Raw genomic sequence first — 17,839 nt, 5'->3', positions numbered from 1 at the left:
ATGGTCGTCTTGGGAATCGACCCCGGGCTGGCGAATACCGGTTGGGGCGTCGTGGAGGAGCGCCGCGGCATGTGCCGCTGCCGTGCCTACGGGTGCATCCATACGACGACCGAGGCCGACCTTGCGGCGCGCCTTCGACACATCGTCGACGAACTCGTTTCGGTTGTCGATCGGTATCAACCGCATGCAGCGGCGGTCGAGGGCATCTATTTCGGGGCGAATGTTCGCTCGGCCATCCCCACGGCACATGCGCGCGGTGCGGCGCTCGTTGCCTGTTCCCTTGCGGGCGTCGAGGTGGGGGAATATACCCCCATGCAGATTAAGCAAGCGGTTGTGGGGACGGGCGCTGCAGATAAGCGTCAGGTAACCTATATGGTCCGCAGCCTCCTGAACCTCGATCACGACCCCAAGCCCGACCACGCGGCCGACGCCCTCGCGTGCGCGATCTGCCATGCAAATCTCTGGCGCACCGCGGCAGCTACGGACGGCGCCTATGTCAAGGAGAAGGGAAACCCCTACGCATGATCGCTCAACTCCACGGAATCCTGCTTGAGGCCACCCTCTCGGTGGCGGTGCTCGACGTTTCGGGTATCGGGTTCGAGGTCGGCATCTCGGGCATGACGGCGGCCTCTCTGCCCCCGCTTGGTGAAGAGGTTCGGCTCTATACGCGGATGCGTATCGGCAACGATGCCGTCGCGCTCTTTGGCTTCGCCAGCGTCGAGGAGCGCACGATGTTCGATCGCTTGGTCGCGGTTTCAAGCGTGGGACCGCGGCTCGCACTCGCGGTGCTGTCCAGGTATTCCGTCTCGCAGATCTACTCCATCGTCATGGCCGAAGACATCACGGGCATGTCTGCGGTGCCTGGCGTGGGGAAGAAAACGGCGCAGCGGCTTATCCTCGAGCTCAAGGGCACGCTTGCCAAAGACCATGGCCTCGCTGCGGCCGATGTGCCCGCCGCGGGTCAGATCCCGCTCAGCCGCGCTGCCTCGTCTCCGCTTGACGACGCGCGCGCCGCGCTCCTTTCCATGGGCTTCAGCCCGCAGGAGACCGACCTTGCCCTCGATGGGTATGATGAGGGCATGCGGGTGGAAGACCTGCTCGCGGCCGCATTGAAGAGACTCGGGATGGATGCATGATGTGGGAAGCGGATGAACAGGACCTGTGGCAGGACGTGCCGCAGCGTCAGGGTGCGGCGAACGGTCCGGCTGCGGCCCGCGGCGATCGCTTCGTGACGGGTAACCTCACCTCAGACGACCTCGATGTGGAGCGCAGCCTGCGCCCCCAGCTTCTTGACGACTATTGCGGCCAGGAGCATATCAAGCAGAGCCTGCGCATCCTCATCGAAGCAGCGCAGAGTCGTGGCGAAACGCTCGACCACGTGATTTTCTCCGGCCCTCCGGGCCTCGGTAAGACGACGCTCGCCTCGGTGCTCGCCAACGAACTCGGCGCGCAGATTAAGACGACATCCGGCCCAGCCATCGAGCGCACGGGCGACCTCGCGGCCATCTTAACCAATCTTCAACCGGGCGACGTGCTCTTCATCGACGAGATCCACCGGCTGAACCGTTCCGTCGAGGAGATTCTCTATCCTGCGATGGAAGACTTCGCGCTCGATATCGTGATCGGCAAGGGGCCTGCCGCGCGTTCCATCCGGCTCGAGATCCCGCATTTCACCCTTGTGGGAGCGACCACTCGCTCTGGCATGCTCACAGGGCCTCTGCGCGACCGCTTTGGCATCTCGTTCCGCTTGGACTATTACGCAATCGAGGACCTCGCCCAGATCGTTGAGCGCTCCGCCTCGATTCTGGGAGTGCAGATTGATCACGATTCCGCGGTCGAGATCGGCTCCCGTTCACGTGGTACCCCGCGCCTGGCAAACCGCCTGCTCAAACGTGTACGCGACTACGCGCAGGTGCGCGGCAGCGGCGCCATCGACCTCAAGACCGCTCGCGAGGCCCTCGAGTTCTTCGAGATCGACGAACTCGGCCTCGATTGGATGGACATCCGCATCCTGGAAACGCTCGCCCAGACGTTCCGCGGCCGTGCGGTTGGTCTCAGCACGCTGGCGAGCGCCGTAGGGGAGGACCCTTCCACGCTTGAGGACGTCTACGAGCCCTACCTCCTGCAGCGCGGTCTCATCGTGCGCACCCCGCAGGGCCGCATGGCCACAACCGCCGCCTTCGACCATCTTGGCATGAAGCCGCCCACAACGTAGCCCATTCCGCTATCGAGGTGACCGCAGCCCGCGACGGAGCATGGTTCATCCGGTTCCTCTTACCTGAGGTAGTCACAGGGCGGAGGTGCTAGCGATGGACACTTCGTCGCCGGGCCCCACCGCACGGGCGATGCCCGCAGGGCGAGCCCCCGTGCGCGCAGCATCTCATTATTGTGCCCCACCGCACAGGGCGATGCCGCAAAGCGGCGAGCCCTCCAAGCCCTCGCCATGTCCCACCCAGCCCAATCGCGTAGCCCGCACGCAGGGGCGCTCCCCCGTTTCTCCTGCGCAGTTTCGCAGAAAGGCCCAGCAAAGCTGGGCCTTTCGAGAATGTTTGAGCAAGGAGAAACGGGGGAGCGCCCCGTCCGGGAGCAGGACCCTACGCGATCTTCCTCACATTGAGCGCCTGCGTCTCGCCCGGCTTCTTTCCCGGACCGACCTCGAACTCAACACGGTCGCCCTCGTCGAGGGTCTTGAAGCCGTCCATCTGAATCGCGCTGAAGTGCACGAAGATGTCGGACTTGGTGCCGTCGGCGGGCGCGTCGTCGGGGGCGATGAAGCCGTAGCCCTTCTCGCGGAAGAAGGACTTCTTGATCGTTCCGGTCATGCTGTACCTTTCTTTCTACGCTCTCATGCGAGCGGGTCGTGCGCCGGCGGTCGCCGACACGAAGAGTAAGCATACCCCTAACGCCCCCTCATCAATCCGAGATTCGCGGTCGCAAGGGCACGCAGCGCGCCTCCTTGCAGAACCCTTACGTTGGGTGGGTGAATGTCCGCGCGTGGGGGTACACTTGATGGTGCGTAGCCCGCTCGGGCACGTGATCTGTACGCTCAAGCAAGGAGGCTTCATGCCCTGCACTACCATTCTCATCGGCAAGAAGGCGAGTTACGACGGCTCGACCATCGTCGCCCGCAACGAGGACTCCCCGAACGGGCAGTTTGAGCCCAAGCGCCTCACGGTTGTCCATCCAAGCGAGCAGCCGCGCACCTATACTTCGACCGCTTCACACCTCACTATCGAGCTGCCGGATAACCCTATGCGCTACACCGCCGTGCCCGATGCCATCGAGGGACACGGGCCTTGGGCGGCGGCAGGCTTCAACGAGCTTAACGTGGGCATGAGCGCCACGGAAACCATCACTTCGAACCCGCGTGTGCTCGGCGCGGACCCGCTCGTCGTCTACAAGCCCGCAAAGGGCACCGAAGGCGAGGAGGGCTACGTGCCCGCGGTCCCCGGTGGCATCGGCGAAGAGGACATGGTCACGCTCGTGCTGCCCTATATCAAGAGCGCTCGCGACGGCGTTCGGAGGCTGGGCGAGCTTCTGGAGCGTTACGGCACGTACGAGATGAACGGCATCGCATTCAGCGATGTGGACGAGATCTGGTGGCTCGAGACCATCGGCGGCCATCATTGGATCGCGAAGCGCGTGCCGGACGATTCGTATGTGACCATGCCCAATCAGCTTGGCATCGACTACTTCGACCTCGCGGATGCCGAGGGCGATGAGGTCGAGCACATGGCGAGCTCCGACCTGCGGAGCTGGATGGCAGGACATCACCTTGACCTCACGCTGCTGCGCCCCGAGGTCTTCGACGATATCTACGACGACTTTGCGGACGACCTCGCAGACGACGTGGAGCAAGATGACGAGGACGACTTCGCAGACGGGCTTCTCGACCTCATCGAGGACGTGCGTGCCGGCATGCTCAATGGCGATATCTTCAATCCGCGGCAGGCGTTCGGAAGCCACAACGAGAGCGACCACGTGTATAACACGCCGCGCGCGTGGTACATGCAGCGCTGCCTGAACCCGAGCGACGGCTGGGACGGGCCTGCCGCCGTCTTTGGCCCCGAGTCCGATGACATCCCGTGGTCGCGCGTTCCGGAGCGCAAGCTCACGATCGAGGATGTGAAAGACGTGCTCTCCGCGCACTATCAGGGCACGCCCTTCGACCCCTATGGCACCATGGGTAACGCCGCCTCGCGCAACCGCTACCGCCCCATCGGCATCAACCGCAACGGCCAGCTCGCGGTGCTGCAGCTCCGCCCCTATGCGCCCGAAGCGTACCGTGCCGTTCAGTGGATGGCGTTTGGCTCGAATCCGTTCAACGCCCTCGTCCCGTTCTATGCAAACGTCGATAAGCTGCCCGAGTACCTCGGCAATACCGGTGCCCGCGTGACGAGTGAAAGCTTCTACTGGGCGAACCGCATCATCGCCGCCCTCGCCGACGCGCGCTTCCATGAAAACGCGGCCGCGGTCGAGGCATACCAGGAGAAGATGGCTGCCCTGGGTCACAAGATGCTCCATGAGACCGATGCCGCCGTGGCGGGCCTTGATGCGGCTGCGGTGCCGGAGAAGCTCGTGGCGGCGAACAACGATCTCGCGTCCGAGCTTAAGTGTGCAACGGAGGAGCTGCTCGGCAAGGTGCTCTATACCACGAGCTGCGCGATGAAGAACGGCTTCGCGATGTCTGACAACGTGCGCGAATAGGCCGGTCAACCGGATTAGCAACGGGGCCAAGGGAAGTTGCCGGCTCTGCCCCGTTGTTACCGCAGCGCTCCTTTGGGGTACAAGGGGAGCAACGAAAACCGCGGCGCTCGGGCTAGCTGCGCGTCCGCTCGTTTGAGGAGGCAACATGGCTATGTCTTTCGACGAACTTGTCAACAACATGGTGAACGTGAGCCTGGGCGCCGCTGCCATGGCGGCCGACAAGGGCAAAGAACTCATCGACGATCTGAGCGCCCGCGGCGCGCAGGCCCGAAGCGATGCGTCTCAAGGCGATTTCGCACGCTCCATGGCCGACGTGTTCAAGCAGGCCGGCGGGGCCGTGAGCGATGTGACCGAACGGCTGAGCGAGCAGGGCGCGACGGTTGCCGAGCGCATCTTGGACGAGCTCATCGTCGCTCGCGTGCGCCCGCTCACAACGGCCGAGCGCGCTGCCTTCGTAGCCCATGTCACGGAGCTCGTGGAGGCGGTTCCCGCCGCTGCCGTGAGCGTGCCCGTGGAGTCGGTTGCAGCCGAGGAAGCTGCCGGCGAGCAAGCGCCGGGCGATGCCGAGGGTGTTGCCGACGAGAAAACCGAGGAATAACGAAAGCGATTATCCGCCATGGACTTCGGCACGAAGAACAATCCATCGCCGCCTCCCGAGCCCTTGATTCCGGAAGAGCGAGTGCCCGGTGAGGAGCCTGAGTTCGGCCCGTCGCGCACGAGCTTTCGGCGCGAGCGCGCCGTGGACGAGGTGCCCGACGAGCCCGAGGCCATGGCGGATGTCGATAAGTACCAGCTCACCCTCACGGGGCGTCGCCGCCGTATCGCGCAGATCTTCCATATTGCACGGAAGTATGAGGTGTGGAGGAACATCACGCCGGTGCGCCTCCGCCGCATGCTCGAGGAGCTCGGTCCCATGTTCGTCAAGATGGGCCAGATCCTCTCAAATCGCTCTGAAATCTTGCCTCAGCGCTATTGCGACGAGCTGCGCCGCCTGCGCACCGAGGCCGACCCGGTTCCCTATCCCGTGGTGCTCGAGTGCCTCGAGGCAGAATACGGCAAGAAGCTCGGCGGCCTCTTCGATGCCATCGATCCTAATCCGCTCGGTAGCGCCTCGCTTGCGCAGGTCCATCGCGCTCGCCTCGTTACCGGAGAGGACGTTGCCGTAAAGGTGCAGCGTCCTGGCGCCCAACAGGTCATGGCGCAAGACATCGATATCATGCGCTCGCTCGCGCGCCTTGCGACGCGCCTCATCAAGACCGAGCAGATCATCGACTTGGGCGAGGTGGTGGAAGAGCTCTGGCGATCGTTCCGCGAAGAGACGAACTTCCTTGCCGAGGCGCGCAATCTCGACGAGTTCTATGCCTTCCACAAGCATACGCCCGGCATCTCGTGCCCGCGTTCGTATATGGACCTCTGCACTGAGCATGTCGTGGTGATGGATTACATCGAGGGCATCTCGATCTCGGAACCCGAGCTGCTCGTGCGCGCGGGCTACAAGCTCAAGGACCTGGGCAACGAGATCGTGGACGACTACGCCACGCAGGTGCTCGACGATGGCTTCTTCCATGCGGACCCCCATGCAGGCAACATCATTCTTTCGGGCGGGGTCATCTACTTCATCGACCTCGGCATCGTGGGGCGCATGTCGTCGCACGACCGCGGTGTGGTGAAAGACATCATCTTCGCCGTGGCAGAAAACGATGTGCCCAAGCTCAAGGACAGCTTTATGCGCTTCGCCATCTCGCGCGGCGACACGGCGGCCATCGACCACACGGCGTTCCTCACGGACCTCGATTACATCGTGCAGGATTTTGGCGGAAGCAATCTCAAAGACCTCGATATCGGCCGTTTCCTGACAGCGCTCATCAACCTGGCGCGCAAGAACGATATCGAGCTGCCGCCGGTGGTGACGATGTTCGCACGCGGTATGGTGACGCTCGAGGGCCTGCTTTCGGAATATATGCCCGACGTCAATATGATCGAGATCATCCAGGTGCATATCGCCCACGAGAAGAGCAGCTACGAGCGTGCGCGCGAAGCTGCGGAAGAGCTTGCGGTGGGTACCGCCCGCGCCGTCAAGGGGTCGCTCCAGACGGCGGAGTACCTCGGTCTCGCGTCGCGCATGCTCACGCGCGGCCAGCTCAAGGTGAATACCGAGCTTATGGGTTCCGACGAGGTGCTTCGGCGCCTGGGCGGCATCGTGGACCGTGCGTCGATGGCGATCGTGATCGCGGGCCTCTTCATCGGGTCGTCGGTCGTGTACTATGCGAAAATCGAGCCGGTCATCTTCGGCATCCCGATCATCGGCTTTCTCGGCTATGTTTCTGCACTCGTGCTCGCGCTCATGCTCGGTCGCGAGATTTGGCGTAACTCCCACGGCAAGCGCCGGTAGCCTGTACTCCCGGCGCTCCTTGCTGCATCGAGGCGCTCTGGCTCTCGGCGCCGTGGCTTACGAGGCGGGATTGGCGATCTCGATGTTGGAGAACGCGCCGGAATCGCGGTCGTATTCAAAAACGAGGACGCAGCAGTTGCCCAGATAGACATCTTGCTCGCAGCGCGCGTTATGCTCCCAGACCGTTTTGAACAGCTTGCTGATAGAGCCGTGCGATACGGCGAGCGCGTCTCCGGTGCATTCGTCCATGAGGCCGCGAAGGGCGCTCACGATGCGGTACCGGGCGCATGCCTGGGTCTCGCCGCCGCGCATGACCGCCGCGTCGCCTGGTTCCCATGGGCTCACCCCCAGGCGTTCAACGGGCTCCCCCTCGAATCTGCCGTAATCGCGCTCCATGAGCCCGGCGGAAGCGATGCGGGGGAGCGTAGAGAGCCCGGGGACCTCCGCTACGACGATGTCGAGCGTTTGCTGTGCGCGCCCCAGGGGCGATGCGGCTATACAGGAGAAGTTTGCTTCCTGGCTACGAAGCCATGCGGCGGCGCGCCGAGCCTGCGCCACACCCTCATCGGTGAGTGGCGAGTCGCAGCGGCCCTGGAGGATATGCTGGGTGTTGTACACCGTCTGCCCATGGCGCATGAGATAGAGCTTCTGCATCGTTACACCAGCTTTTCGTAGGCGATGCGCGTGAGATCGGTCTCGGCATCCCCTTTGGTCTTGAGCTCGAAGGTCATGAGCTCGGTGAAGCCGTGGCGGGTGAGGAACGAGCGCATGGCGACGTTGCCGGGATGCGTGTCGATCCTGAGGCTCTTGCGGCCGTTCTCCCGTGCGATGTCCTCGGCCGTCGCGAACATGAAGCCCATCACGCCGCGCTTGAGCGCGCTGGCGGCGGTGGCACAGCGATGGATGGCGGCGTAGGAGGGCGTGCAGCCGGGGGCGGTCTGCGGGGTGAGCCAGGTGAGCTCAGGCATGCGGTATTCGGGGTCCTCGTCGAAGCGAAGGGCAAGCGTGCCGAGCAGCGAGCCGGAGGCGTCAACGGCGACCCAGCAGGCGTCGAGGGCGAGGTCTCCCTCAACGCTCGCGCGGTTGGGATAACCGTGCTGCCATTGCTCGATACCGAATCGCGCGATGGAGTGCTTGCCGTCTTCGAGTATCTCCATGACGCGGTCCGCCTCGCCGGGCAGCGCGCGCCGCATGGTCAGGGTGTCGTTCATGGTGAAAGCCTCTCGATGGTATGCGCCCGCGGGCGCTCGATTGACCGGCTGCATTACGATAGGCGTTTTCTCCGCTCGCGCAAGGGCCACCCGCCGACTCAAGAAAGCGGCATAATTGTATGAGAGGTTCCGGTTGAGAAGCCGATGCGAGGGCCTGCCTCGTGAGGGGCGGTAGGGGAGGAACGACATGCAGGACGTCCAGGATATGCTGCCGCTCTTTGATAGCGAATCGCCGGACCCGGGTTCTGGCGTTTCAAGTGACCCACATGAACCGGGTTCTGGCGTTTCATACGCCATCGACATCGATCGCTGCATGCACTGCGGCGATTGCGTTCGCGCCTGCCCCTTTGGCGCCATCGCCGCCGGTCCGATGGGCCGCACCCTTCGCATCCTGGAAGATCGCTGCACTGCTTGCGGCACCTGTCACGAGGCGTGCCCCACCGGCGCCGTCTACGAACGCAGGGAACGTTAACCCGGCACCGCCCTTCCATCATCCGTGAGACACTTTGACCCGGCACAAGTGTCTCATTCCAAGGGTGGCTGCCATGCGAGGGGCATCCCCGCCGCGAGTGCAAGGCCTTCCGCAGGGCGGGGCCATATGCTCCCGGCGCGCCGGGAGGACGCCCTTAGTACGAAAAGAAGTCGAAGCGTGGCGGCAGCTCCTTCACGCGGTGGGTGCCCGGCTTCTCACCGAGGCTTTCTACCAGGGCATCCGTCGAGTCAAGCACGTGCTCCCAGGAGAAGAACGCCTCGGGTGCGATGTCGAAGTGTTCGCAGATGAGCTCGCATCCGGCAGGCACGATGCCATGCATGAGGACGGTTGCCACGCGCAGCTCGAGGAACGCGTCGACGAGCGCCTGATGCATGAGCGCGTCGCCCGCAGTCTGGTCATCCTTCTGCACCGCCTTGGCCGCCTTGCTCGCGTCGCTCCAGCGCTTATTGGCGGCGCGCAGGAAGGCGTCGCACACGCCGAGCGCGCGATGGAGCTCGGTGCGCCACATGGCCTGCTCGAAGGCGAGGGCTGCCTGCTCGGCGGCCTCTGTCGCCTCAGTCGAAGCTTCGCCTGCGGGAATGCATCCCGTGCGCACCGTGCTCGGGTCGCCGTCCTTTTCGGCAACGCCGTAGAAGCACGAACGCGCCAAGCGGTTGAACACACCGGTAAGGAGCGTTCCCTCCTTGAGCACCGGGTCGATCACGCGCTTGTCGTCGCGGGCAAGGAGCGGCGTTCCATCGGGGTTCTTGCCCGTCTCGCGCAGATCGTATGCCTTAGGGCTGAAACTCACCGGCTTCTCGCCAAGGCCCAGTGAGAGGAAGTGGGCGCGCAGCTGTTCGGCGCTGTAGTGGTCGAGGAGCTCGCTTGCGGGCGGCGGCGGGGTCTTGGAGCTCGAGCTTGCCTTCTTGCCCATGTAGAGCACATGATAGTTTGCCACGAGCGTGCTCTGCTGCATATTCCAGCCGAGCGCTTCCCACATCGCCGTCTGCGCGATTCCGTAGAAGTAGATGTTGTCCTGACCGATGAACTGGTACACGTGCGCCTCGGGGTCGCACCACCAGTCGCGCCAGTCGTGCGCAGCGTAGCGCGTGCCGCCGGCCTGTTCGTCTGCCGCAAGCGCCGTGCGCGTGAAGCTGACGGGCGCCCAGAGGCTCTCGGGCCAGACCCAGCAGGTGAGGCCGGAGCAGCCGCATTCATCGGTTACGGGAACGCCCCAGGCGATGTTGCCCGTAAGGCGGAACGGCACGAGCGCCTTGCCGGAGCGGAAGCGCACGCCGCCTGCTCCGAGCACCTCGTGCGCGTCGTCGCGTTCGCGCCAGCTCGGGAAGGTCACGGTGAACGAGCTCTTGTTGCCCTCGGGCTCTGTCACGGTGTGTGGCGGCAGCTCGTCCTCGATGGCGTCGAATGCCTCGCGGAACTTGTTCTGGATGTAGAGCTGCGGCGGGTTAAGCCACTCTTCGAGGGTCTTTACCACCACGGAGCGCACCGTCTCGTCGCCCTCGAGCTTCTTGGTGAAGCCTTTCAGGAAGTCGAGGTAGGACGGGAGGTCGAAATAGATGTTGTCCACGGGGCGAAGCTCCGGGGTCTCGCCGGTGAGCGCGCTCCTGGGCGCGATGAGCTCCTCCGGTTCGAACTGATGTCCCAGGTCGCACTCGTCCGCATAGGCTTTCTCGGACTTGCAGCCCTGGATGGGGCACCTGCCCGTGACCTGGCGCCCGTTCAGGAACTGCTGTGCCACCGGGTCGAAGAACTGCTTGGTTGCGCGCTTCTCGAGCACGCCCTGCTCCTTGAGGCGCAAGATGATCTCGTCGGTCATCTGCTCGTGAACATGCGCGGCGGGTTCGAGGGCGCTGCCACCGAAGAAGTCGGGCTCCACGTCGTAGCCGGCGAGCGTCGCGGCTTGGCTCTCGTGGTTCGCCTCCACATAATCGGAGATGCGCTTTTCGTAGCCCTGTTCGTCATGCAGCTTGCGATAGCTCTCCATGATAGGGCTGCCGTAGCAGTCGGTACCAGAGACGAACAACACGTTCTCGCGGCCGATGCGGTCGCGCAGGAAGCGCGCGTAGAAGTCGGCGGGAATGAAGACGCCGCCCACATGGCCGAAGTGCAGGTTCTTGTTGCCATAGGGCATGCCGGCCGTTACGATGGCGCGTTGCGGCCAGGTGGGGCGCGAATCTTTGCTCAGCTTGGATGCCATGCAGCCTCCCTGCTTTGGTCGAAACATCCAGATAGGCAACCATTATGGCACAGCACGCCAGATTCCGTGTATGCTTGGACACATGAGATGCCGAAGCAACATACACACGTTCGAGGACGAGGATTTCCTCAAGCGCATGACCCAGTGCTCTGCCGTGACGTTCATCATCGGGTTGGCGGCGACGCTCGTGTTCGCGGTCGTGCTCGCCGTGTGCGTCCCCGGGGGCTTCGATGGCCTGCTCGTGGGGATATTTTCCGAGGACGGGCGAGGAATCGTAGACTACCTGCTCTGGATTGCGTGGGTCGCGGTGGCGCTCGTGGTCTCGCTTGCGGCGCACGAGCTCGTGCACGCCATCTTCTTCAAAGCATTCGCTCCGGCGGGCACCCGCGTGTCGTTCGGTGCCAACTGGAAGCGCGGCATGCTTTACGCGTGCGCCGAGGGCATCGTGTACACGCGTAGGCAGTACCTCATCATCGCGCTTGCGCCCACGTTCGTCGTGACGCTCCTGGTGGTTGCAGCTGGGCTTGCGTGCGGCTGCCCCGTAGCGGGCGCCTTCACGGCGGTGCTCCATCTAACCGGGTGCGCAGGCGACTGGGGGTACGTCCATGAGCTTCGCGCCGATCCTCTCATCACGCATTGCGAGGACACCTCGTACGGTGTGTGCTTCTACGGTGATGATGAGGATTGCGACGCCGCCTTTGGCGAGGAGCAAGAGGGGGTGCGCTCATGACGCGCCTGCTGCTCCATGCCTGCTGCGCCCCTTGTTCGCTCGAACCCGTGCGCCTGCTCTGCGAGGAGGGCTTCGAACCAACGATTTGCTGGACGAACCCGAACATACAGCCCGTTGAGGAGCACGATCGCCGCCTTACCGAGCTTCGGCGTTGGTGCGCGGTGGAGGGCATCCCGCTCATCGAGGCGGAGGAGGACGCTGTTCGATGGGAACGCTCGGTGGCACCCATTGGCGCCGAGGCGCGCGAGCGCCGGTGCCGCGCCTGCTATGCGATGCGCCTTGCTGAGGCCTGCCGCGTTGCAGAGCGCGAGGGCTTCACCCATATCGCGACGACACTCGCCGTCTCGCCGTATCAGCTGTTCGAAACTTGCAACGACGTGCTTTGCCGGCTTGCCTCGGCGCGCGGCCTCACGCCGGTAATCCGCGATTTTCGCCCCTGGTATCCCGAGGCAACGCGTCGTTCTCGCGAGCTCGGGATGTATCGGCAGAACTACTGCGGGTGCCGTTTTTCCGCTGCCGAGGCCGCGCTTGACCGCGCTCGCCTGCGCGATGAGCGCCGTGCCGCGAAGAAGCATTGACGTTTTCCAGCTCGAGCCTCGAAACAGTACCTTTTGGGCGCTTGGTTGGGTGGGTCGCCCTTGTGTTTCCGGTGACCTGCGGTCTTGCTGCTTGATCGCCGCGCTGTTCCGCGCGCACCGATAAAAAAGCAGCGATTTGAGCGCTGAGCTGCCTTCGCCTTGTCCGGCGGCCCGAGACGGCTTTCAGTATGAGGCGAAGGCGCCCCTTTCATTCCCGGCCGCTAGGATTAAAATGACTATCAGAACGCAATAGTCATTTTTTTGGAGGCTGAGGAATGGAGCGCATGGCAGAGAGCGCGCCAGGCAACAGGGCGGAGGCCGCCAGGGCGGGCACCAAAGCGGGCGGTGGCCACGCAGGGGTGGCGCTGGTCGTCATTCTCGCGATGACATTCATGGAGATTCTCGACGGCACCATCGTAAACGTCGCGCTTCCCTCTATGCAGCAGGAACTCGGGGTGGATATGGCGTCCATCCAGTGGGTCGCAAGCATCTACAGCATCGTGACCTGCGCGGCGCTCCTCGTGTTCGGACGCCTCGGCGATATGTTCGGCAAGGTTCGCATCTTCCAGGTTGGCGTGGCGCTCTTCACTGCGGGATCGGCGCTCTGCGCGCTTTCGGGAACGTTCGAGATGCTTGTCGTTGCTCGCGCCGTCCAGTCGCTTGGCGGCGCGGCTTCGCTCGCCAACAACCAGGGCATCATCACCGAGACCTTCCCAGACAGTCGCGGTCGCGCGCTCGGGCTCGTGGCGACGTTCACCGCGCTCGGCGCCATGTGCGGCCCCACGCTCGGCGGTCTCATCGTGGCGACGCTTCCGTGGGAGTTCATCTTCATCATCAACCTGCCCATCGGTCTCATCTCGTTTGTCGTCGGGCTCAAGGTGCTCAGCAACCGTCGCCCTGCGCACCGCCCGTCGTTCGATGCGCTCGGCACGGTGCTGCTCATCCCCTCCATCCTGTTAATCTTCTTCGCCATCACGCTCATGGAGCGCGGGGCCGCGCCCTTTACTATCGGCATGCTTGTGTGCGGGATCGGGCTGCTCGTTGCCTTCGTCGTGGTGGAGAACCATGCGAAGTCGCCGCTCGTAACACTCGGCGTCTTTCGCGACGTTCGCTTCGTCATCGACCTTATCAACATGGCGCTCGTGTTCCTCGCCATGGCGGCCTATACGTTCATCTTCCCGTATTACCTGCAGGAGGCGCGTGGCATCGGCGCGGGTGTGGCGGGCCTTATCATGGCGTGCTATCCGCTCGTCAACTCCATCGTGGGTCCCATCTCGGGCGCCGTATCGGACAAGGTGGGGTGCGAGAAGCCCACGCTCGTGGGGCAGATCATCTACACCTGCGGGCTCGCCATCATGGGCTTCGTGGCGCTCGATACGCCGCTTTTCGTGCTCATTCCCTGCATCATGTTTACCTCGCTTGGTAGTGCCATCTTCCAGGCCCCCAACAACTCCATGGTAATGGGGCACGCGCCCGAGGGATCGCTCGGCTTCGTGGGGTCGCTCGGCAACCTCATGAGGTACCTGGGACAGTCCGTGGGCATCACGGCGGGTTCGGCGCTGCTCTACGGCGGCATGTCGCAGTCGATCGGCTATCCGGTCACGAGCTATATCGAGGGGCGCCCGGATGTGTTCATGGATGGCATGCATCTTGCGTTCCACGTGCTTGCGGTCATCGTGCTCGCCAGCGTGGTGCTCGCGCTCGTTCGCGAGTGGCTGAACTATCGGGAGCGCCGCGCCCGCTCGACGGCGCGGTAGGTGAGAGACCTATGCCGGCCATCTTTACTCAGCGGAACCGCGATGAGCTATACCGTCGCATGATCGAGGTGGGCTGGGAGCAGCTCGTCGAGGGCGGCATTCGTTCCCTGCGCGTGGAACGGGTTGCGGCAGCGGTGGGTATCGCCAAGGGCACGTTCTACCACTTCTTTGACTCCAAGGACGACTTCATCTACGCCATGCTCATGGAGAATCGCCAGCACGCGGTGGACGTGCTCGAGCGCACGCGCGAGGAGGCGGGCGCTCCGCTCGATCGCGCGCGCATGCGCTCGTGGCTCGAGCTTCTCTGGCGGTCGGATCGAAACATCTTCCGCATCGCAACGGCTGAGGAGTACCGTTATCTCGTGCGAAGTCTGCCCAGCGAGCGGACGCTCGACCCCGCATCCGACGGCGCGCTCGTGCGTTGGATCGTGGACGAGGTTGCCAACGCGCGGCCTGGGGTGGATGTCGCTGCCGTGCAGAACCTGCAGTTCGCGCTCGCGCTCACGCTGCTGAACCGTAGCCTTCTGCGCGCTGAGGCGCTGGAGCGCACCGTCGATGCCCTGATCGACGACACATTGGATGAGCTATTCGGCAGGTCTGGTTAAGCGCTGTCTGTCCTTGGATTCGGGCAGGGTTTTCGGGTGGGCCGCTGCTCGTCAGCGTTTGAAGCGCAGGTCACGCGGCACATAAGGTCGGTGCGGAGGTCGCGCTTCGTTAGTTCTTGCGACGCTTGTTGCATGCCGGTCGGCAGCAGACACTCGCGAACACGTACACACAGTAGCCGAAGAGCGCGGCGCATCCGGCACCGAGGAACACTCCGGCGAGAGCAATCGGGGTTATCTCGTGCATGACATGGTCTCCTTCCCGTGGCGGGCTCAAGGTGTTCGACACCCGCAGGATTCATGGTCGGAAGCCCGAATTCTTCCTCGCATGTTTCATCTGAAACATGCGAAATGCGGGCGAATCCAAGATTCCTCGGCAGCGACATACAAGTGCCGCAGGGGCTTCACGGGCATGTCCTGCTGTGGAACCCAGTACAGCACGAGGACGGTAAAGGTGGTATTAAACTCGAGCGCCTGGATATTAAAATGTCATAAAGATGCAGGTAGACAGTGCATTGCCCATGAAGAACGAATGCGTTTCGCCCGCGGTGCCGCGCTATACTGAAGAGCAGCGAGAGGGAGGTGGCAGATGGGTGAGGCGAACGTGCGGGCACCGCGACGCGAAGGGCGAGCGGTGGCGCATCTTGGCGTCATGTGCGCGCTCTTGGCGTTATCGACCGCGATCGGTCTTGGCTTTCACGAGCTGGGTTTTACCGATTCGAGCATCATCTCGCTCTACATCCTATCGACGCTGCTCACCGCAACGGTCACATCGGGGCGCATGTACACGCTGCTTTCGTCTGCGCTCTCGGTGGTGCTCTACAATTTCTACTTCGTCGTGCCGCGCTTTTCGCTCGAGTCACTCGACACGAGCTACCTGGTCACGTTCGCCATCATGTTCGTCGCCGCCATCGTTGCCTCGGAACTCACGAACCATATCGCGCGAAACGCTCGCGAGGCGCGGCGGACGGCATATCGCACGAGTGTGCTCCTTGAGACGAACCAGCTGCTTCAGCAGGCGGATGGCCCCGGAAGCATCGCGCGAATAGCGTTGAGCCAGCTCTCGAAGCTTCTCGACGGCCCGGTGGCGTTCTATCCTGCCGAAGGGGACGGTCTTGGCTCGCCGCTGGTGCGCAACGGGGACGATGAGGCGATGCCGGCAGCAATTGCAGAGAATGCCCGTGTGAACGCATTGCGCGCGCTCCGGTCTACCAAGTTCGCGAAGGACGCCGCTTCGACGGGTGCCGCGCCCGCTTCCGCGCCGCCCGCGAACGCCGAAGCTTCGGAAATCGTTGCCATTCCCTTGGGAGATGGCTTATTCCTGCCCGTGCGCACGCACGACGAGGTGTTCGGCGTGGTGGGCATTCGCGCTGCCGACCGCGACATCGACTCGTTCGAGCTTTCCATTGCTCGTTCGATCATCGGTGAGTGCGCGCTCGAGCTTGCTCGAGAGCGGGAGGCGCGCGAGCGTGAAGAGGCCGCCGTGCTCGCGCGCAACGAGCAGCTTCGAGCGAACCTGTTGCGCTCGCTTGGCCATGACCTGCGCACGCCGCTCACGGCGATCTCGGGCGCAGCGGCGATTCTACGCGATGATTCCGGCCGTCTTGCGCCCGATCAACGGCGTGCGCTTCTGGATGACGTGTACCATGACTCGCTTTGGCTCATCGATATGGTCGAGAATCTGCTCACCATCACGCATTTCGATGAAGGCACCGTCAAGCTCACCTTGAACTCCGAGCTCATCGATGACATCTTCGAAGCCGCTGTATCGCATCTCGCGAACCAAGCGGGCGAGCACCGTATCGTCATCGAGCCCGCGGAAGAGATTCTTCTCGTGCGCATCGATGCAAGCCTCATCATCCAGGTGCTCACAAACCTCGTGGGCAACGCCATCAAGTACACCCCGGCAGGTTCGATTATCCGGCTGTACGCACGGCGTGAGGGGGCGTTTGTGCGCGTGACGGTTGCAGACGACGGGCCGGGCGTGGCGGACGACGACAAGCCGCATGTGTTCGATCGCTTCTATTCCGGTGCGAAGGCAGAGCGGCCGGCAGATGCGCAACGGAGCTTTGGCTTGGGGCTCGCGCTCTGCCGTTCCATCGTCGAGGCGCACGGCGGCGCTATCGAGGTGCACGACAACGTGCCCCATGGCGCCGTCTTTTCGTTCACGCTTCCCGCAGAGGAGGTTGCGATTCATGGATAAGGAATCGAAATGGGCGGCATCGGCCGGTGCGGATGGCGCGGTGCTCTCCGTCCTTGTGGTAGAAGACGATGCGGCGGTGCGTCGTCTCATCGCGACGGCGCTTGCCATGCATGGCTACCATGTGGAGGTCGCCGCTACAGGTGAGGCGGCGATTCTCGAGGCCGCCTCGCATGGGCCCGATCTTGTTCTGCTCGATTTGGGTCTTCCGGATGTGGACGGCATCGTCGTCATCAAGAAGCTGCGCTCATGGTCGAACGTGCCGATCATCGTGATTTCGGCGCGCATCGAGGAGACGGATAAGATCGAAGCGCTCGATACGGGAGCGGACGACTATCTCACGAAGCCGTTTTCCGTGGAAGAGCTTCTCGCCCGCGTGCGTGCCTGGCAGCGACGTGCTCGCATGTCGCTCGGTGACGACCCGGGCGAGAGCGTGTTCGAGAACGGTCCTTTGCGCGTGGACTATGCGGCGGGATGCGCGTATCTCAACGGTGAAGAGTTGCATCTCACGCCCATCGAGTACAAATTGCTCGTCCTCATGTGCAAAAACGTGGGAAAGGTGCTCACCCACACGTACCTCACGCACGAGATTTGGGGCACATCGTGGGACTCCGACATCGCGAGCCTGCGCGTCTTCATGGCGACGCTTCGGAAGAAGATCGAGCGCGACCCCTCGCAGCCGAAGCTCATCCAAACGCATGTAGGCGTCGGCTACCGCATGCAACGGCTGTAAAGCTGCAGTCGCACCAGGCACCCCCGACCGGCTGCGCAGGGTGCCCGAGGTTGCCGCGAAAGCCGAGCGCGCACGCCTTCGTGCGGCGCCCGAAGGCTTGAACGGCAAGATCGGGCACCCTGCGCAGCCGGGCATTAAGATGCCACAAAGATATGGCCAAACCCCTTGAAGCTGCTTTTTCCCGTGACTAAGATGCTTTCGCAATCGCGGATGTGCTACCGGCACTCCGTGATCAGGGA

At 63.4% G+C, this 17,839-nt stretch carries 18 protein-coding genes; 13 read left to right on the top strand and 5 right to left on the bottom strand.

Annotated elements, in window-relative coordinates; all coding sequences use genetic code 11:
* Genes ruvC through ruvB form a run of 3 tightly spaced genes read left to right on the top strand, consistent with a single transcriptional unit; the run spans window position 1 to window position 2,215 of the window.
* Window positions 1–525, top strand: a complete 525-nt coding sequence (gene ruvC / locus GJE22_RS08045; RefSeq protein WP_144687936.1) for a crossover junction endodeoxyribonuclease RuvC — start codon at window positions 1–3, stop codon at window positions 523–525.
* Window positions 522–1,136 carry a Holliday junction branch migration protein RuvA gene (ruvA, locus tag GJE22_RS08040; RefSeq protein ID WP_144687935.1) on the top strand — a complete coding sequence of 205 codons (615 nt, stop codon included), beginning with the start codon at window positions 522–524 and terminating at the stop codon, window positions 1,134–1,136. The genes ruvC and ruvA overlap by 4 nt, the downstream gene beginning before the upstream one ends.
* Complete coding sequence (gene ruvB / locus GJE22_RS08035; RefSeq protein WP_144688003.1) at window positions 1,136–2,215, top strand: Holliday junction branch migration DNA helicase RuvB; 1,080 nt, start codon at window positions 1,136–1,138, stop codon at window positions 2,213–2,215. Before ruvA ends, ruvB begins: the two co-directional genes overlap by 1 nt.
* A gap of 379 nt (window positions 2,216–2,594) precedes the next feature.
* Here the strand turns inward: ruvB and GJE22_RS08030 are convergent, their stop codons facing one another.
* Window positions 2,595–2,822: a cold-shock protein gene (locus tag GJE22_RS08030; RefSeq protein ID WP_019127957.1), complete on the bottom strand. Its 228-nt coding sequence runs from the start codon at window positions 2,820–2,822 to the stop codon at window positions 2,595–2,597.
* Window positions 2,823–3,063: 241 nt separating this feature from the next.
* On the opposite strand from GJE22_RS08030, the gene GJE22_RS08025 reads away from it, so the two are divergent.
* From GJE22_RS08025 to GJE22_RS08015, 3 genes are all read left to right on the top strand, one after another.
* Complete coding sequence (locus GJE22_RS08025; protein ID WP_144687934.1) at window positions 3,064–4,707, top strand: C69 family dipeptidase; 1,644 nt, start codon at window positions 3,064–3,066, stop codon at window positions 4,705–4,707.
* A gap of 145 nt (window positions 4,708–4,852) precedes the next feature.
* Complete coding sequence (locus tag GJE22_RS08020) at window positions 4,853–5,305, top strand: hypothetical protein (protein ID WP_035100618.1); 453 nt, start codon at window positions 4,853–4,855, stop codon at window positions 5,303–5,305.
* 18 nt (window positions 5,306–5,323) lie between these two features.
* The gene (locus GJE22_RS08015) at window positions 5,324–7,099 is read left to right on the top strand and encodes an ABC1 kinase family protein (RefSeq protein ID WP_144687933.1); all 1,776 of its coding nucleotides are present in this window, start codon (window positions 5,324–5,326) and stop codon (window positions 7,097–7,099) included.
* A 57-nt stretch (window positions 7,100–7,156) separates the two neighbouring features.
* Here GJE22_RS08015 and GJE22_RS08010 read toward each other — a convergent pair whose 3' ends face one another.
* Both GJE22_RS08010 and GJE22_RS08005 read right to left on the bottom strand, forming a co-directional pair.
* Window positions 7,157–7,753 carry a histidine phosphatase family protein gene (locus GJE22_RS08010; RefSeq protein WP_144687932.1) on the bottom strand — a complete coding sequence of 199 codons (597 nt, stop codon included), beginning with the start codon at window positions 7,751–7,753 and terminating at the stop codon, window positions 7,157–7,159.
* 2 nt (window positions 7,754–7,755) lie between these two features.
* The gene (locus GJE22_RS08005; protein WP_144687931.1) at window positions 7,756–8,310 is read right to left on the bottom strand and encodes a GNAT family N-acetyltransferase; all 555 of its coding nucleotides are present in this window, start codon (window positions 8,308–8,310) and stop codon (window positions 7,756–7,758) included.
* A gap of 187 nt (window positions 8,311–8,497) precedes the next feature.
* Between GJE22_RS08005 and GJE22_RS08000 the strand changes: the two genes are divergently transcribed.
* Window positions 8,498–8,782 (top strand): ATP-binding protein, encoded by a 285-nt coding sequence (locus GJE22_RS08000; protein WP_144687930.1) that lies wholly within the window; start codon window positions 8,498–8,500, stop codon window positions 8,780–8,782.
* 154 nt (window positions 8,783–8,936) lie between these two features.
* Here GJE22_RS08000 and GJE22_RS07995 read toward each other — a convergent pair whose 3' ends face one another.
* Window positions 8,937–11,000 (bottom strand): class I tRNA ligase family protein, encoded by a 2,064-nt coding sequence (locus GJE22_RS07995; RefSeq protein ID WP_144687929.1) that lies wholly within the window; start codon window positions 10,998–11,000, stop codon window positions 8,937–8,939.
* A gap of 82 nt (window positions 11,001–11,082) precedes the next feature.
* On the opposite strand from GJE22_RS07995, the gene GJE22_RS07990 reads away from it, so the two are divergent.
* From GJE22_RS07990 to GJE22_RS07975, 4 genes are all read left to right on the top strand, one after another.
* On the top strand, window positions 11,083–11,730 hold the full coding sequence (locus GJE22_RS07990; protein WP_144687928.1) for a DUF3267 domain-containing protein: 648 nt from the start codon (window positions 11,083–11,085) through the stop codon (window positions 11,728–11,730).
* Window positions 11,727–12,308, top strand: a complete 582-nt coding sequence (locus GJE22_RS07985; protein ID WP_019127966.1) for an epoxyqueuosine reductase QueH — start codon at window positions 11,727–11,729, stop codon at window positions 12,306–12,308. The genes GJE22_RS07990 and GJE22_RS07985 overlap by 4 nt, the downstream gene beginning before the upstream one ends.
* A gap of 284 nt (window positions 12,309–12,592) precedes the next feature.
* Entirely contained in the window at window positions 12,593–14,065 is a 1,473-nt protein-coding gene (locus GJE22_RS07980; RefSeq protein ID WP_235895779.1) for an MFS transporter, read from the top strand.
* A gap of 11 nt (window positions 14,066–14,076) precedes the next feature.
* A complete protein-coding gene (locus GJE22_RS07975; protein ID WP_144687927.1) occupies window positions 14,077–14,670 on the top strand; it encodes a TetR/AcrR family transcriptional regulator in 594 nt (197 codons plus the stop codon).
* 109 nt (window positions 14,671–14,779) lie between these two features.
* Here GJE22_RS07975 and GJE22_RS10190 read toward each other — a convergent pair whose 3' ends face one another.
* Complete coding sequence (locus tag GJE22_RS10190) at window positions 14,780–14,914, bottom strand: hypothetical protein (protein WP_019127971.1); 135 nt, start codon at window positions 14,912–14,914, stop codon at window positions 14,780–14,782.
* Between the two features lie 342 nt (window positions 14,915–15,256).
* Here GJE22_RS10190 and GJE22_RS07970 point away from each other — a divergent pair, with 342 nt between their 5' ends.
* Window positions 15,257–16,870, top strand: a complete 1,614-nt coding sequence (locus GJE22_RS07970; protein ID WP_144687926.1) for an ATP-binding protein — start codon at window positions 15,257–15,259, stop codon at window positions 16,868–16,870.
* Window positions 16,863–17,600: a response regulator gene (locus GJE22_RS07965; RefSeq protein ID WP_144687925.1), complete on the top strand. Its 738-nt coding sequence runs from the start codon at window positions 16,863–16,865 to the stop codon at window positions 17,598–17,600. The genes GJE22_RS07970 and GJE22_RS07965 overlap by 8 nt, the downstream gene beginning before the upstream one ends.
* Window positions 17,601–17,839: the final 239 nt, after the last annotated feature.

This window comes from Enorma shizhengliae (genome assembly GCF_009676995.1).
GTDB classification, from domain to species: Bacteria; Actinomycetota; Coriobacteriia; order Coriobacteriales; family Coriobacteriaceae; genus Enorma; species Enorma massiliensis.
This window is presented reverse-complemented; position numbering and strand designations above follow the sequence as displayed.